This is a genomic window from Pseudomonas sp. UTLPPB19802 (assembly GCF_059730225.1).
Window position 1 is genome coordinate 2,702,583 of sequence record NZ_AP048545.1, and the last position, 14,913, is coordinate 2,717,495.

The window sequence follows — 14,913 nt, forward strand, 5'->3', positions numbered from 1 at the left end:
GACCTGCGCCTGCCGTTGACCTTACCGTGATCGAGTCCCAGACCATGAATACCCAATACCGTAAACCGTTGCCCGGCAGTCACCTGGACTTTTTCGACGCCCGCGCGGCGGTCGAGGCGATCCAGCCAGGGGCCTACGCCACCTTGCCCTACACCTCCCGGGTCCTGGCCGAGAACCTGGTGCGCCGCTGCGAGCCGGCGACGCTCACCGATTCGCTCAAGCAACTGATCGAGCGCAAGCGTGACCTGGACTTCCCCTGGTTCCCGGCCCGCGTGGTCTGCCACGACATCCTCGGCCAGACCGCATTGGTGGACCTGGCCGGCCTGCGCGATGCCATCGCCGACCAGGGCGGTGATCCGGCCCAGGTCAATCCGGTGGTGCCGACCCAATTGATCGTCGACCACTCGCTGGCGGTGGAGTGCGGTGGTTTCGACCCGGATGCGTTCACCAAGAACCGCGCCATCGAGGATCGTCGCAACGAGGACCGTTTCCACTTCATCGACTGGACCAAGAAGGCTTTCAAGAACGTCGACGTAATCCCGCCGGGCAACGGCATCATGCACCAGATCAACCTGGAGAAAATGTCCCCGGTGATCCAGGCACGTGACGGCGTGGCCTTTCCCGACACCTGTGTCGGTACCGACAGTCACACGCCTCATGTCGATGCGCTGGGCGTGATCGCCATTGGTGTTGGCGGCCTCGAAGCCGAAAGCGTGATGCTCGGGCGCGCTTCCTGGATGCGCCTGCCGGAAATCGTCGGCGTCGAGCTGACCGGCAAGCTGCAGCCGGGCATCACCGCCACCGACATGGTGCTGGCGCTGACCGAGTTCCTGCGCAAGCAGAAAGTCGTTGGGGCCTACCTGGAGTTTTTCGGTGAAGGTGCCAGTGCGCTGACCCTGGGTGACCGCGCGACCATTTCCAACATGGCTCCGGAGTACGGTGCCACGGCGGCGATGTTCTATATCGACCAGCAGACCATCGACTACCTGAAGCTCACCGGTCGTGAAGACGAGCAGGTGCAACTGGTCGAGACCTACGCCCGCGAGAGCGGCCTGTGGGCCGACAGCCTCAAGGGCGCGCAGTACGAGCGCGGCCTGCAGTTCGACCTGTCGTCGGTGGTGCGCAATATGGCCGGGCCCAGCAACCCGCATGCGCGCGTCGCCACCAGCGACCTGGCGGCCAAGGGGATCGCCGGGCAGTGGAGCGAAGTGCCGGGGCAGATGCCTGACGGCGCGGTGATCATTGCCGCCATCACCAGTTGCACCAATACCAGCAACCCGCGCAACGTCATCGCCGCCGGCCTGTTGGCGCGCAATGCCAACCGCCTGGGACTGACCCGCAAACCGTGGGTCAAGTCGTCGCTGGCGCCGGGCTCCCGGGCCGTGGCGTTGTACCTGGATGAAGCCGGGCTGACCGACGAGCTGGAACAGCTGGGCTTTGGCGTGGTGGCTTTCGCCTGCACCACCTGCAACGGCATGTCCGGAGCGCTGGACCCGGTGATCCAGCAGGAAATCATCGACCGTGACCTCTATGCCACGGCCGTGCTCTCGGGCAACCGCAATTTCGACGGGCGTATCCACCCTTACGCCAAGCAGGCGTTCCTGGCTTCGCCGCCGCTGGTGGTGGCCTATGCGATCGCCGGCACCATCCGCTTCGATATCGAGAAGGATGTGCTGGGCCGCGATGCCGACGGCAAGGAAATCCGCCTCAAGGATATCTGGCCGAGCGACGAGGAAATCGACGCGATGGTCAAGGCCTCGGTCAAGCCCGAGCAGTTCCGCAAGGTCTACACGCCGATGTTCGCCATCCATGAGGACCACGGGCCGAAGGTCGAGCCGCTCTACGACTGGCGGCCGATGAGCACCTACATCCGCCGTCCGCCGTACTGGGAAGGCGCGTTGGCCGGTGCCCGGCCGCTCAAGGGCATGCGCCCGCTGGCGGTGCTGCCGGACAACATCACCACCGATCACCTGTCGCCGTCCAACGCGATCCTGCTGGACAGTGCGGCTGGCGAGTACCTGGCGAAAATGGGCCTGCCGGAGGAGGACTTCAACTCCTACGCGACCCACCGCGGCGACCACCTCACCGCCCAGCGTGCGACCTTCGCCAATCCGAAACTGTTCAACGAAATGGTCCAGGAGAATGGCAAGGTCAAGCAGGGTTCCCTGGCGCGAGTCGAGCCGGAAGGCCAGGTGATGCGCATGTGGGAGGCCATCGAGACCTACATGGAGCGCAAGCAGCCGTTGATCATCATTGCCGGTGCCGACTACGGCCAGGGCTCGTCCCGCGACTGGGCGGCCAAGGGCGTGCGGCTGGCGGGGGTCGAGGCGATCGTTGCCGAGGGCTTCGAGCGTATCCACCGCACCAACCTGGTGGGCATGGGCGTGCTGCCGCTGGAGTTCAAGCCGGGGACCGATCGCAAGACCCTCGGCATCGACGGCACCGAGACGTTTGACGTGCTTGGCGAGCGTACGCCACGGGCGACCCTGACCCTGGTGATCCAGCGCAAGGACGGCGAGCATATTGAAGTACCGGTGACCTGCCGCCTGGATACCGCCGAGGAGGTGTCGATCTACGAGGCCGGCGGTGTGCTTCAGCGTTTTGCCCAGGATTTCCTCCAGTCGGTCACCGTGAGCTGACAAGAGAAAACCTTTGTAGGAGCCGGTTTGCTGGCGATAGCGGTGTATCAGTCAACAAAAATGTTGCTTGTTAAATTGCCATCGTCAGCAAGCCGGCTCCTACAGGAAACGATCCCATTCATGTCCTGGACTCCGCAGGAGACCTTATGACCCACGCAGCACAAATCAGAATCCCCGCCACCTACATGCGTGGCGGCACCAGCAAGGGGGTGTTTTTCAACCTCGACGACCTGCCCGAGGTCGCACAGTTGCCTGGCGCGGCGCGTGATGCGCTGTTGCTGCGGGTGATCGGCAGTCCCGACCCCTATGAAAAACAGATCGACGGCATGGGCGGGGCGACCTCCAGCACCAGCAAGACGGTCATCCTGTCGCGCAGCATCAAGGCCGATCACGACGTCGACTACCTGTTTGGCCAGGTCTCGATCGACAAACCTTTCATCGACTGGAGCGGCAACTGCGGTAACCTGTCGGCGGCGGTCGGTTCGTTCGCAATCAGCGCCGGACTGGTGGATGCCGCGCGGGTTCCAGTGGATGGCGTGGCGGTGGTGCGGATCTGGCAGGTGAATATCGGCAAGACCATCATCGCCCATGTGCCGATCACCAACGGCCAGGTCCAGGAAACCGGCGACTTCGAGTTGGACGGGGTGACCTTTCCCGCTGCCGAGGTGCAACTGGAGTTCATGGACCCGGCGGCCGAGGAGGAGGGCGCGGGTGGTTCGATGTTCCCCACCGGCAATCTGGTGGATGACCTGGAAGTGCCGGGTGTCGGCACGTTCAAGGCAACCTTGATCAATGCCGGGATTCCGACGATCTTCGTCAATGCTGCGGATATCGGCTACACCGGCACCGAGTTGCAGGGCGATATCAATGGCGATCCTCAGGCCCTGGCACGGTTCGAAACCATTCGCGCCCATGGTGCGCTGCGCATGGGGCTGATCAGCCATGTCGACGAAGCGGCCAAGCGCCAGCACACGCCGAAAGTGGCGTTCGTCGCGCCGCCGACCGCTTACACCGCATCGAGCGGCAAGCAGGTGGTCGCGGCGGATGTGGACCTGCTGGTACGGGCGTTGTCGATGGGCAAGCTGCATCACGCGATGATGGGCACCGCGGCGGTAGCCATCGGCACGGCAGCGGCGATTCCCGGTACCTTGGTGAACCTGGCGGCAGGTGGCGGCGAACGCAGCTCGGTGCGATTCGGCCATCCGTCGGGGACCTTGCGGGTCGGCGCCGAGGCGACCCAGGCCGACGGTGAGTGGACCGTGGTCAAGGCCATCATGAGCCGCAGCGCACGGGTATTGATGGAAGGTTGGGTGCGGGTGCCGGGCGACGCCTTCTGAGTTGGAGCTATCGGGGCCGGCCTCTTCGCGGGCAAGCCCTGCTCCTACAAGGAGAGCGTCGCACACAATTGCGGGCACGACGAGAAACTGTAGGAGCAGGCGGTACGGCGATCCGATTTGCCCGCGAAGAGGCCCGCTCCTTCACCACACCCTTCTGATCCTTACTTGAATCGCCGCTCCACGCCTTTCTCCACGAGGATTTTCGCCGAAATCTCCTCCACGGAAAAATGCGTGGAGTTGATATGCGGGATATTTTCCCGGCGGAACAGGTTTTCTACCTCGCGCACCTCGAATTCGCACTGGGCGTAGCTCGAATAGCGGCTGTTGGGCTTGCGTTCGTTGCGGATCGCGGTCAGGCGGTCGGGGTCGATGGTCAGGCCGAACAGCTTGTGCTGGTGGGCGCGCAGGGCCGTCGGCAACTGCAGGCGCTCCATGTCTTCCTCGGTCAGCGGGTAGTTGGCCGCGCGAATCCCGAACTGCATCGCCATGTACAGGCACGTCGGTGTCTTGCCGCAGCGCGACACGCCCACCAGGATCAGGTCGGCCTTGTCGTAGTAGTGGGTACGGGCGCCGTCGTCGTTGTCGAGGGCGAAGTTCACCGCCTCGATCCGCTCCATATAGTTGGAATTGCCGCCAATGGAGTGGGATTTGCCCACCGAGTAGGAGGAATGCTCGCTCAGTTCCTGCTCCAGCGGCGCCAGGAAGGTGGAAAATATGTCGATCATGAAACCATTGGACGTTGCGAGAATCTCACGAATGTCCTGGTTGACGATGGTGTCGAAGATGATCGGGCGCAAACCGTCCCGCTCGGCGGCGCTGTTGATCTTCTGGACCACGGCCCGGGCCTTTTCCACGCTATCGATGTAGGGTTGCGTGGATTTGGCGAAGGTAATGTTCTCGAACTGCGCCAACAGGCTTTGACCCAGGGTTTCGGCGGTGATGCCGGTGCCATCGGAGATAAAGAAAGCAGATCGTTTCATTTGCACCTTGGGCCTTAAGCTGATGACGAATCTTGGATATGATAGGCAGGATTTGCCAGTCTGGAATGGCTGGCATTCTCACTTATTTTCCAGGTCCAGGCCACAGAGCGGATCCACCAGCCATTGCAAATGGCCCGCCCTGAGCTTCATCCAACACAGTCAGTGGAGAGATCACCTTGGTAGAGTACGTAGTTTCCCTCGATAAGCTCGGCGTCCATGATGTGGAGCACGTAGGGGGCAAGAACGCATCCCTTGGCGAGATGATCAGTAACCTCGCGGGCGCCGGTGTATCGGTTCCCGGCGGCTTTGCCACTACGGCTCAGGCGTATCGCGATTTTCTCGAACAGAGTGGCCTGAACGACCGCATCCATGCCGCGCTGGACGCGCTGGACGTGGATGACGTCAATGCCCTGGCCAAAACCGGCGCGCAGATTCGCCAGTGGATCATGGAGGCCGAGTTCCCCGAGCGCCTCAACAGCGAGATCCGCACCGCCTTCGCCGCGCTGTCGGCTGGCAACCCGGACGTGGCCGTGGCCGTGCGCTCCTCGGCGACCGCCGAAGACCTGCCGGACGCCTCCTTCGCCGGCCAGCAGGAAACCTTCCTGAACATCCGCGGCGTCGACAACGTCATCCGCGCGGCCAAGGAAGTGTTCGCCTCGCTGTTCAACGACCGCGCCATCTCCTATCGCGTCCACCAGGGCTTCGACCACAAGCTGGTCGCCCTGTCGGCCGGCGTGCAGCGCATGGTCCGCTCGGAAACCGGCACCGCCGGCGTGATGTTCACCCTCGACACCGAGTCGGGCTTCCGTGACGTGGTGTTCATCACCGGTGCCTACGGCCTGGGCGAAACCGTCGTGCAGGGTGCGGTCAACCCGGACGAATTCTACGTTCACAAGAACACCCTGAGCGCTGGCCGCCCGGCGATCCTGCGCCGCAACCTGGGCAGCAAGGCGATCAAGATGATCTACGGCGACGAGGCCAAGGCCGGTCGTTCGGTCAAGACCGTCGAGGTCGACAAGGCCGATCGCGCGCGTTTCTGCCTGACCGACGCCGAAGTCAGCGAACTGGCCAAGCAGGCGATGATCATCGAGAAGCACTACAAGTGCCCGATGGACATCGAATGGGCCAAGGACGGTGACGACGGCAAGCTGTACATCGTCCAGGCCCGCCCTGAAACCGTGAAGAGCCGCACCCAGGCCAACGTCATGGAGCGCTACCTGCTCAAGGAAACCGGCACCGTGCTGGCCGAAGGCCGAGCCATTGGCCAGCGCATCGGCGCCGGCAAGGTGCGGATCATCAAGGACGTGTCCGAGATGGACAAGGTCCAGGCGGGCGACGTGCTGGTCTCCGACATGACCGACCCGGACTGGGAACCGGTGATGAAGCGCGCCAGCGCCATCGTCACCAACCGTGGCGGGCGCACCTGCCACGCGGCGATCATCGCCCGTGAACTGGGGATCCCGGCAGTGGTCGGTTGCGGCAACGCCACCGAGCTGCTCAAGGATGGCCAGGGCGTGACCGTTTCCTGCGCCGAGGGCGACACCGGTTACATCTTCGAAGGCGAACTGGGCTTCGACATCAAGAAAAACTCCGTCGACGCCATGCCGGAGCTGCCGTTCAAGATCATGATGAACGTCGGCAACCCGGACCGCGCCTTCGACTTCGCGCAGTTGCCGAACGCCGGCGTGGGCCTGGCCCGCCTGGAGTTCATCATCAACCGCATGATCGGCGTGCACCCCAAGGCGCTGCTGAACTACGCCGGCCTGCCGCTGGAAATCAAGGAAAGCGTCGACAAGCGCATCGCCGGCTACGACGATCCGGTCGGTTTCTACGTCGAGAAGCTGGTCGAGGGCATCAGCACCCTGGCCGCGGCGTTCTGGCCGAAGAAGGTCATCGTGCGCCTGTCGGACTTCAAGTCCAACGAATACGCCAACCTGATCGGCGGCAAGCTCTACGAGCCGGAAGAAGAAAACCCGATGTTGGGTTTCCGCGGCGCCTCGCGCTACATCAGCGAGTCGTTCCGTGACTGCTTCGAGCTGGAGTGCCGTGCACTCAAGCGCGTGCGCAACGAGATGGGCCTGACCAACGTCGAGATCATGGTGCCGTTCGTCCGTACCCTCGGCGAAGCCAGCCAGGTGGTCGAGCTGCTGGCGGCCAACGGCCTGGCCCGTGGCCAGGACGGCCTGCGGGTGATCATGATGTGCGAACTGCCGTCCAACGCGATCCTGGCCGACGAGTTCCTCGAGCACTTCGACGGTTTCTCCATCGGTTCCAACGACCTGACCCAACTGACCCTGGGCCTGGATCGTGACTCCGGGATCATCGCGCACCTGTTCGACGAGCGTAACCCGGCGGTGAAGAAGCTGTTGTCCAACGCCATCCAGGCCTGCAACAAGGCCGGCAAGTACATCGGCATCTGTGGCCAGGGCCCGTCGGACCATCCGGACCTGGCGCGCTGGCTGATGGAACAGGGCATCGAAAGCGTGTCGCTGAACCCGGACACCGTGCTGGAAACCTGGTTCTTCCTGGCTGAAGGCCAGGTGTAAGTCCGAACGAGGGTACCGGCGCCCAGGCGCTGGTACTTTGTGTCATATGGGGCGAAGCCGTGCAGGCATCGCCCTTTTTTGTGCAAGAGCCTTATGCAAAGCAGCAGTGATCTTTTTCCGGTGGCTTTGCTCAGCGCCGAGCGTCGTGGCGACCTGAGCGAAGACGTCTATCGTTTGAAACCGGGCAATAGCCCCGATTCCTCGGTCGAGCTGGCGGTGACCCGCCTGGGCATGGCCGACGAACCACAGGCCCGCGGGGTGCCGGTGGTTCTCCTGCATGGCAGCTTTTCCAACCGGCGTTTCTGGTTTTCCCCCAAGGGGATCGGCCTGGGCGCCTACCTGGCGCGTGCCGGCTTCGATGTCTGGGTCCCGGAAATGCGTGGCCATGGGCTTTCGGCGCGCAACCTGGACTACCGCAACAATCGCGTTGCCGACTACGCCCGCTACGATTTGCCAGCCATTGCCGCGTTCGTTCGCGAGCAAAGCGGCCAGATTCCCCACTGGATCGGCCATTCCCTGGGCGGTACGACCCTGGCCGCGGCCCTCGGCGGCCAGTACCTGGGCGCGCCAGCGGTGGCCTCGGCGGCCTTGTTCGGTTGCCAGGTCAGTCGCACCTACTGGCCGCTGAAGATTCCGCCGGTGGAATGGAGCGGGCGTTTCCTGCTCAAGCGCTTTCCCCACCTGTCCGGTTCGCGCCTCAAGCGCGGCCCGGAGGACGAGCCGATCGGCCTGGCCCTGGAAAGCATGCGTTGGCATGGCCTGTTCGGTCGTTTCGGTGACAAGGAGCACAACTGGTGGGACGGTCTGGCCGAGGTCGATGTGCCGGTCCTGGCGGTCAGTGCCGAGGGTGATCACCAGGACCCGGCGTGGGCCTGCCGAAAGTTGTTCGAGCAGATCGGTTCGCCGCTCAAGCGCTTTATCTGCCTGGGTCGCGAAGCCGGGTTCAGCTCGGCGTTCGGTCACGTCGAGATGCTGGTCAGCAAGCCGGCGCAGGTAGAGGTGTGGCCGTTTGTGGCCGACTGGCTGCATGACCCGCAAGCTTTTATGCCGGCTCAGTCAGCGGAGGTTCAGCCAGCGCTCTGACAAGGGCATTTCGCTTCAAGGTGGTTGCGGCTAATATATGACGCATTGAGCATTTTTGGTCATTGTCTAAACAATCGATCGGGCAGAGCGTTTCTTCAGGTAGGTGCCGGGGATGGTTGGCACCTCGATTGCGGTCTCTCACCTAACAGGAGTTTGTCCATGAACCATTACGTCACTCCCGACCTGTGCGATGCCTATCCGGAGCTGGTGCAGGTGCTTGAGCCGATGTTCAGCAACTTCGGTGGTCGCGATTCCTTCGGTGGCGAGATCGTGACCATCAAGTGTTTCGAGGACAACTCCCTGGTCAAGGACCAGGTCGAGCTCAACGGCACCGGCAAGGTGCTGGTCGTCGATGGTGGCGGGTCGCTGCGGCGTGCATTGCTCGGCGACATGCTGGCCGAGAAGGCGGCGAAGAACGGGTGGGAAGGCCTGGTGATCTATGGCTGCATCCGCGATGTCGATGTGATCGCGCAGACCGATCTGGGTGTACAGGCCCTGGCCAGCCACCCGATGAAAACAGACAAGCGCGGTATCGGTGACCTGAACGTACCGGTGACGTTCGCTGGCGTCACCTTCCGGCCGGGCGAATACGTTTATGCGGACAACAACGGGGTGATCATCTCGCCCAGTCCGTTGAAGATGCCTGAGTAAATTTCGAAAAAGACCACAGGGGTAGGGATGTTCGAGGAAGACAACGCGCAATGGGGGCTGGTCCATGCCCTGGTTCTCGATGGTCGGGGTGGTGCGCGCTCAATTGCTCGAACCGAGCTGGATGACCTGCAGTTGCAGCCGGAGGAAAGCCTCTGGCTGCATTGGGACCGTAGCCATCCGCAAACCCAGACCTGGTTGCGCAACACCAGTGGCCTGAGCGATTTCAGTTGCAACCTGTTGCTGGAAGAGAACACCCGTCCACGCCTGCTGCCGTTGCCTGACAGCGAGTTGCTGCTGTTCCTGCGCGGAGTCAACCTCAATCCGGATGCCGAGCCCGAAGACATGGTCTCGGTGCGTATCTTCGCCTCGGCCCAGCGGGTGATCTCCCTGCGCCTGCGTCCACTGCGTGCCACCGACGAGTTGCTGGCGCAACTGGAGGACGGCGTGGGGCCGAAAACCGCCTCCGAACTCGTTCTCTACATAGCCCAGCACCTGACGATGAAGGTTCAGGATCTGATCGGCGAACTCTCGGAAGTGGTCGACGCCGAGGAAGAGAAGGCAGATTCCGATGAACGGTATTGTCCCGAGCATGGAGCGGTTGTGCAGATCCGCCGTCGAGCCGCCGGACTGAAGCGCTTCCTGGCACCGCAACGGGATATTTTCGGCCAGCTGACGCGGATCAAACTGTCCTGGTTTGCCAGTGACGATGCCGACTATTGGAATGAATTGAACAACAGCCTGACCCGCTATCTGGAAGAGCTCGAATTGACCCGGGAGCGCGTGGGGCTGCTGCTTGACGCCGAAGACCGGCGCCTGAGCCAGCACATGAACAAGATCATGTACCGCTTCGGTATCATCACCGGGATCTTCCTGCCGATGAGTTTTCTCACCGGTCTCCTGGGGATCAACGTCGGCGGGATTCCGGGCTCCCAGGACCCCTATGGTTTTGTCATCGCCTGCCTGCTGATCGTCGGCGTGGCGCTCGGGCAGTGGTGGCTGTTTCGTCGTTTACGCTGGCTTTGAAACAGTTTGCATGTGACCCGGAAAAATCCGATCGCGTCTTTCCAAGACATTCCGAGAGGTGCTTATGCACGATCCGTTTGAACAGTCTCTGCGTGACATGCTCAAGGCCTCGCCGTCCACTCCCCGTGACGACGATGCGTGTCTTGGACGTGTCCTGAAAACTGCCAACCGCCAGGTTGGCGCGGGCGATCTCTTCAGTCTGCTGGGGCGCTGGCTGCAAGCGCTGATGATCGCCCTGAACAATGGATCGGCCCATGTGATGCCGGTTTCTCGTCGTACCCCTACTAGTCGCAGTGCGGATAAGGCTGATTGAATATGGAACTTGATCTCTGGACTCGGAGTCTGGTGACGGCGATGACGGCGTTGTGGACGAAGGTCGCGAACTTCATCCCGAACCTGTTTGGCGCCCTGGTCGTTGTGCTGCTGGGTTTCGTCGTGGCGAAGCTGCTCGATACCCTGTTGTCCAAATTGCTGGCGAAACTCGGCCTGGATCGTCTCATGGCGGGGACCGGCCTGACCAAGCTGCTCAGCCGGGCGGGCATCCAGGTGCCGATCTCGACCCTGATCGGCAAGATCGTCTATTGGTTCATCCTCCTGATTTTCCTGGTTTCGGCTGCGGAATCCCTGGGCCTGGAGCGGGTGTCGGCGACGCTCGACATGCTCGCGCTGTATCTGCCCAAGGTATTCGGGGCGGCGCTGGTGCTGCTGGTCGGCATGCTCCTGGCCCAGTTGGTCAACGGTCTGGTGCGCGGCGCCGCCGAAGGCGTCGGCCTGGATTACGCCAGTGGCCTGGGGCGGGTGGCCCAGGGGCTGGTGGTGATCATCAGTATTTCCGTGGCGATCAGCCAGCTGGAGGTCAAGACCGACCTGCTGAACCACGTGATCGTGATCGTCCTGATTACCGTTGGTCTGGCCGTTGCCCTGGCCATGGGCCTGGGCAGTCGGGAAATTGCCGGGCAGATCCTGGCGGGAATCTATGTGCGTGAGTTGTACCAGGTTGGGCAACAAGTGCGAGTTGGCGAGGTCGAAGGCCAGATCGAAGAGATCGGCACGGTTAAAACCACATTGCTGACCGACGAGGGTGAGCTAGTCTCTCTCTCCAATCGGATCCTGCTGGAACAGCATGTGAGTAGCCGCTAATCCGGCGAACCCTGCTAATGTATGCCGCCGCAAAAAGCCCACAGCCTGGGGCTGCGGCGGCCATTGACCTGACTGTCGGCAAGACTCGTTTTGAATAAAACCCAATCGCTATCGATGCGTTACGACCCCCGCGAGCTTACCGATGAGGAGCTTGTGGCGCGTTCGCATGCGGAGCTGTTTCATGTGACCCGCGCCTACGAAGAGTTGATGCGGCGCTATCAACGAACTTTGTTCAGCGTTTGTTCAAGGTATTTAGGGAACGATCGTGATGCGGATGATGTCTGTCAGGAAGTGATGTTGAAGGTCTTGTATGGCCTCAAGAACTTTGAGGGTAAATCGAAGTTCAAGACCTGGCTCTACAGCATCACCTACAACGAATGCATCACGCAGTACCGTAAAGAACGGCGCAAGCGTCGCCTGATGGATGCCCTGAGCCTCGACCCGCTCGAGGAGGCCTCCGAAGAGAAGACGCCGGCGCCGGAAGAAAAGGGTGGGCTTGACCGTTGGCTGGTGCATGTCAATCCGATCGATCGGGAAATTCTGGTGCTACGTTTTGTCGCAGAGCTGGAGTTCCAGGAAATCGCGGACATCATGCACATGGGCTTGAGTGCTACGAAAATGCGCTACAAGAGAGCGCTTGATAAATTGCGTGAGAAATTTGCGGGCATTGCTGAAACTTAGTTCGACGCAAATATCTCTTACGTTCAGGCAAGTTCTGCTAGACTTGTCGCCGAGTTGTCCCCCGGTTTGGGGACTGATTCACAATCACCAGATGGGGATTTAACGGATGAAACTGAAAAACACCTTGGGCATTGCCGTTGGTACACTTGTAGCCGCAACTTCGTTCGGCGCTCTGGCACAAGGCCAAGGCGCGGTCGAGGGTGAAGTGTTCTACAAAAAGCAGTACAACGACAGCGTCAAGCACGTCGAAGACGGCTACAACCCAGGCGCTTCGCTGGGCTACTTCATCACTGACGACGTTTCGGTCAACCTGACCTACGACAAGTCCAACCACACTCGTTCGAACGACGGCACTGGCAACCAGAAGCTGGGTGGCGACAAGTTCGGCCTGAAAGGTCAGTACCACTTCGGTACCGTTGGCGATGCAATCCGTCCGTACGTTGAAGGCGGCGTTGCCCACGGCAGCCTGACCAACGTTGCTGCTGATGGCCACACTGGTCGTGATCAGTCGACTTTCCTGACCACCGGCGCTGGCGCCAAGTGGTACATCACCGACAACCTGTACGCTCGTGCCGGCGTTGAAGCCGACTACAAGCTGGACAACGGCAAGTGGGACTACGCTGCTCTGGTAGGCCTGGGCGTGAACTTCGGTGGCAGCGGCGGCAAGGTTGCTCCAGCACCAGCTCCAGCTCCAGTTGCTGAAGAGCCAGCTCCGGCTCCAGAAGCTCCAGTAGCTGAAGTGGTCAAAGTTGAGCTGGACGTGAAGTTCGACTTCAACAAGTCCGTGGTCAAGCCTAACAGCTACGGCGACGTGAAAAACCTGGCTGACTTCATGAAGCAGTACCCACAAACCACTACCGTGGTTGCTGGTCACACCGACAGCGTTGGTACCGATGCCTACAACCAGAAACTGTCCCAGCGTCGTGCTGACGCTGTGAAACAGGTTCTGATCAAAGACGGTATCGACGGCAGCCGCATCCAGTCGGTTGGCTACGGCAAAACCCGTCCAGTGGCTGACAACGCCACTGAAGCTGGTCGCGCTATCAACCGTCGCGTAGAAGCGTCCGTTGAAGCCCAAGCTAAGTAATTAGCCTGGTCGCAGGAAAAGCCCGGCTCATGCCGGGCTTTTCTTTGCCTGCGATTTGTCCAGCGAGCTGCCATTCAAGGCTTGAGTGCCCAGAGCAGCAGGCCCAGGTTGACCAGCAATGAAAGCAGCGCCACGGTGCGCCAGACTCTCAGCGGTTCGCGTTCCAGCAATGGCCTGGGGCGAAGACCCAGCACATTCCGTTCAGCTTTCTCCAGTACCAGCAACCATTGCTCGGCCGTCTCGTAGCGTTGCGCAGGGTCGACCGCGAGCGCGCGATCGAGGCTATGGGCGAGCCAGTCGGGGAGGTCCGGGCGATAGCGTCCGGCATTGACCGGGGTACCAAAGCGCGGACGCTGGAAAGCCTCGATCTCGCCGTGGGGATAGTGTCCGGTCAGCAGGTGGAACAGGCTGACACCGACACTGTAGAGATCCTGGCGAGGATCCGGTGGCTGCCCTTCGTAGGCCTCCGGTGCGATGTAGCCGGGGGTGCCCGGTAATTCCTGGCCGGGCTCCCCGCTCAAGCCAGGGCAATAGGCCAGGCCGAAATCCAGCAGGCGCAACTCTCCGTCGTCCCCCAGGTGCAGGTTCTCGGGTTTGATGTCGCGGTGCAGGATGTTGCGTCGATGAAGCATGCCCACCGCCTGCAAGGTACGTCCGGCCAACTCCTGCCACTGCGCCAGTGGCAACGGCCCGACCTGCCGGAGCAGTTCGGCGAGCGTTTGCCCCGGATACTCGCGCATCAGGTAATACAGGTGCTGGCGTTGCGGGGCAGGGTGCACTTCGGGAAAGCAGCGCCCGGCGACCCGGCGCAGGAACCATTCTTCCAGCAACAGTCCCTGGCCGGCATCCGGTTCGGTATGGCGGCTGTCGGGCAGGGTCTTGAGCAACCAGGGTTGCTGCTGGGCGTCCCGGACCCGGTAGAGCAGCGATTGGCGTGTCTGCCCCAGCAGGCTCTCGACCTGCCACCCCTCGAACGATTGGCCAGGTTTGAGCAGCGGCGGCAGCGGCCATTGCTGCAACTGGACCAGGGTATCGCCGAGGCTGTTTTCTCCCGGTTGCTCGACCCTTACCAGCAGGGCACTGGCGTTATCCTGGCTGCCGGCCAGGTGTGCGGCATTCACCAGGGTTTTCACCGCATCATTCGGCTCCGGTTGTTCACGCAGGATATTGGCGATCGCCGCATCGCCGAGGGTGGCCCAGACCCCGTCGCTGAGCAGCACGAAGCTTTCGCCCTGGCGCAATTCGCCATCGAGGTAGTCGACCACAAGATGCTGGTCCAGGCCCAGCGCGCGCTTGAGCACGTGCTGCATGTCCGGTTGTTCCCATACATGATCCTGGCTGATCCGCTGCAACTGGCCGTCATGCCAGCGATAGACCCGGCAGTCGCCGACATGGGCCAGGGTAAAACGCCGCCCGCGCAGCACAACGGCGCTCAGGGTGGTGAGCAGCGGCTGCCCACCGCCATTGGCCTGCAGCCAGCGATTCTGTGCCAGCAACAGCCGGTCCAGTGCCTGGGCCACGCCCCAGGTTGCCGGCGTGGCGTAATAGTCGAGCGCCAGCGCCTGCAGGGTGGCCTGGGCCGCCAGCGCACCATCGGCGCATTGGCTGACACCGTCGGCGATGGCGAACAGATAACCCTTGCTGGCTGCCAGCTCCGGCGCCGGGGTGACCAGGCGCAGGGCGTCCTGGTTTTCCGCGCGGGGCCCGGTGGCGCTGGCCTGGGCGAAGCTCAGTTGCAGGGCCATG

12 protein-coding genes are annotated in these 14,913 nt (G+C 62.0%); 10 read left to right on the forward strand and 2 right to left on the reverse strand.

The genetic code is table 11. From position 1 onward, the window contains the following. Positions 1 to 44 precede the first annotated feature (44 nt). Positions 45 to 2,639, forward strand: a complete 2,595-nt coding sequence (acnD, locus tag AC6I6U_RS12275; protein ID WP_497882201.1) for a Fe/S-dependent 2-methylisocitrate dehydratase AcnD — start codon at positions 45 to 47, stop codon at positions 2,637 to 2,639. A 146-nt stretch (positions 2,640 to 2,785) separates the two neighbouring features. Further along, positions 2,786 to 3,976, forward strand: a complete 1,191-nt coding sequence (prpF, locus tag AC6I6U_RS12280; protein ID WP_497882202.1) for a 2-methylaconitate cis-trans isomerase PrpF — start codon at positions 2,786 to 2,788, stop codon at positions 3,974 to 3,976. A gap of 161 nt (positions 3,977 to 4,137) precedes the next feature. Here prpF and ppsR read toward each other — a convergent pair whose 3' ends face one another. After that, positions 4,138 to 4,956: a posphoenolpyruvate synthetase regulatory kinase/phosphorylase PpsR gene (gene ppsR, locus AC6I6U_RS12285; RefSeq protein WP_497882203.1), complete on the reverse strand. Its 819-nt coding sequence runs from the start codon at positions 4,954 to 4,956 to the stop codon at positions 4,138 to 4,140. Between the two features lie 176 nt (positions 4,957 to 5,132). Here ppsR and ppsA point away from each other — a divergent pair, with 176 nt between their 5' ends. From ppsA to AC6I6U_RS12325, 8 genes are all read left to right on the forward strand, one after another. After that, entirely contained in the window at positions 5,133 to 7,502 is a 2,370-nt protein-coding gene (ppsA, locus tag AC6I6U_RS12290) for a phosphoenolpyruvate synthase (protein WP_497882204.1), read from the forward strand. Between the two features lie 93 nt (positions 7,503 to 7,595). Continuing rightward, positions 7,596 to 8,585, forward strand: a complete 990-nt coding sequence (locus AC6I6U_RS12295) for an alpha/beta fold hydrolase (RefSeq protein ID WP_497882205.1) — start codon at positions 7,596 to 7,598, stop codon at positions 8,583 to 8,585. A gap of 159 nt (positions 8,586 to 8,744) precedes the next feature. Then, complete coding sequence (gene rraA, locus AC6I6U_RS12300; RefSeq protein ID WP_497882206.1) at positions 8,745 to 9,236, forward strand: ribonuclease E activity regulator RraA; 492 nt, start codon at positions 8,745 to 8,747, stop codon at positions 9,234 to 9,236. Positions 9,237 to 9,263: 27 nt separating this feature from the next. Further along, on the forward strand, positions 9,264 to 10,259 hold the full coding sequence (gene cmaX, locus AC6I6U_RS12305; protein WP_497882207.1) for a divalent cation transporter CmaX: 996 nt from the start codon (positions 9,264 to 9,266) through the stop codon (positions 10,257 to 10,259). 64 nt (positions 10,260 to 10,323) lie between these two features. Beyond that, positions 10,324 to 10,572, forward strand: a complete 249-nt coding sequence (locus tag AC6I6U_RS12310) for a CrfX protein (protein ID WP_497882208.1) — start codon at positions 10,324 to 10,326, stop codon at positions 10,570 to 10,572. Positions 10,573 to 10,574: 2 nt separating this feature from the next. Beyond that, positions 10,575 to 11,399 carry a mechanosensitive ion channel family protein gene (locus AC6I6U_RS12315; protein WP_186682396.1) on the forward strand — a complete coding sequence of 275 codons (825 nt, stop codon included), beginning with the start codon at positions 10,575 to 10,577 and terminating at the stop codon, positions 11,397 to 11,399. Between the two features lie 90 nt (positions 11,400 to 11,489). Then, a complete protein-coding gene (gene sigX, locus AC6I6U_RS12320; RefSeq protein WP_026007354.1) occupies positions 11,490 to 12,080 on the forward strand; it encodes an RNA polymerase sigma factor SigX in 591 nt (196 codons plus the stop codon). A gap of 106 nt (positions 12,081 to 12,186) precedes the next feature. Next, positions 12,187 to 13,167, forward strand: a complete 981-nt coding sequence (locus AC6I6U_RS12325) for an OmpA family protein (protein ID WP_497882209.1) — start codon at positions 12,187 to 12,189, stop codon at positions 13,165 to 13,167. 74 nt (positions 13,168 to 13,241) lie between these two features. On the opposite strand, the gene AC6I6U_RS12330 is transcribed toward AC6I6U_RS12325, so the two are convergent. Next, on the reverse strand, positions 13,242 to 14,912 hold the full coding sequence (locus AC6I6U_RS12330) for a bifunctional protein-serine/threonine kinase/phosphatase (RefSeq protein ID WP_497883021.1): 1,671 nt from the start codon (positions 14,910 to 14,912) through the stop codon (positions 13,242 to 13,244). Position 14,913: the final 1 nt, after the last annotated feature.

Coding starts and splice junctions, on each gene's coding strand:
- AC6I6U_RS12330 (WP_497883021.1), bottom strand. CDS start 14,912: ATGGCCCTGCAACTGAGCTTCGCCCAGGCCAGCGCCACCGGGCCCCGC.
- cmaX (WP_497882207.1), top strand. CDS start 9,264: ATGTTCGAGGAAGACAACGCGCAATGGGGGCTGGTCCATGCCCTGGTT.
- acnD (WP_497882201.1), top strand. CDS start 45: ATGAATACCCAATACCGTAAACCGTTGCCCGGCAGTCACCTGGACTTT.
- rraA (WP_497882206.1), top strand. CDS start 8,745: ATGAACCATTACGTCACTCCCGACCTGTGCGATGCCTATCCGGAGCTG.
- prpF (WP_497882202.1), top strand. CDS start 2,786: ATGACCCACGCAGCACAAATCAGAATCCCCGCCACCTACATGCGTGGC.
- AC6I6U_RS12315 (WP_186682396.1), top strand. CDS start 10,575: ATGGAACTTGATCTCTGGACTCGGAGTCTGGTGACGGCGATGACGGCG.
- ppsR (WP_497882203.1), bottom strand. CDS start 4,956: ATGAAACGATCTGCTTTCTTTATCTCCGATGGCACCGGCATCACCGCC.
- AC6I6U_RS12310 (WP_497882208.1), top strand. CDS start 10,324: ATGCACGATCCGTTTGAACAGTCTCTGCGTGACATGCTCAAGGCCTCG.
- AC6I6U_RS12325 (WP_497882209.1), top strand. CDS start 12,187: ATGAAACTGAAAAACACCTTGGGCATTGCCGTTGGTACACTTGTAGCC.
- AC6I6U_RS12295 (WP_497882205.1), top strand. CDS start 7,596: ATGCAAAGCAGCAGTGATCTTTTTCCGGTGGCTTTGCTCAGCGCCGAG.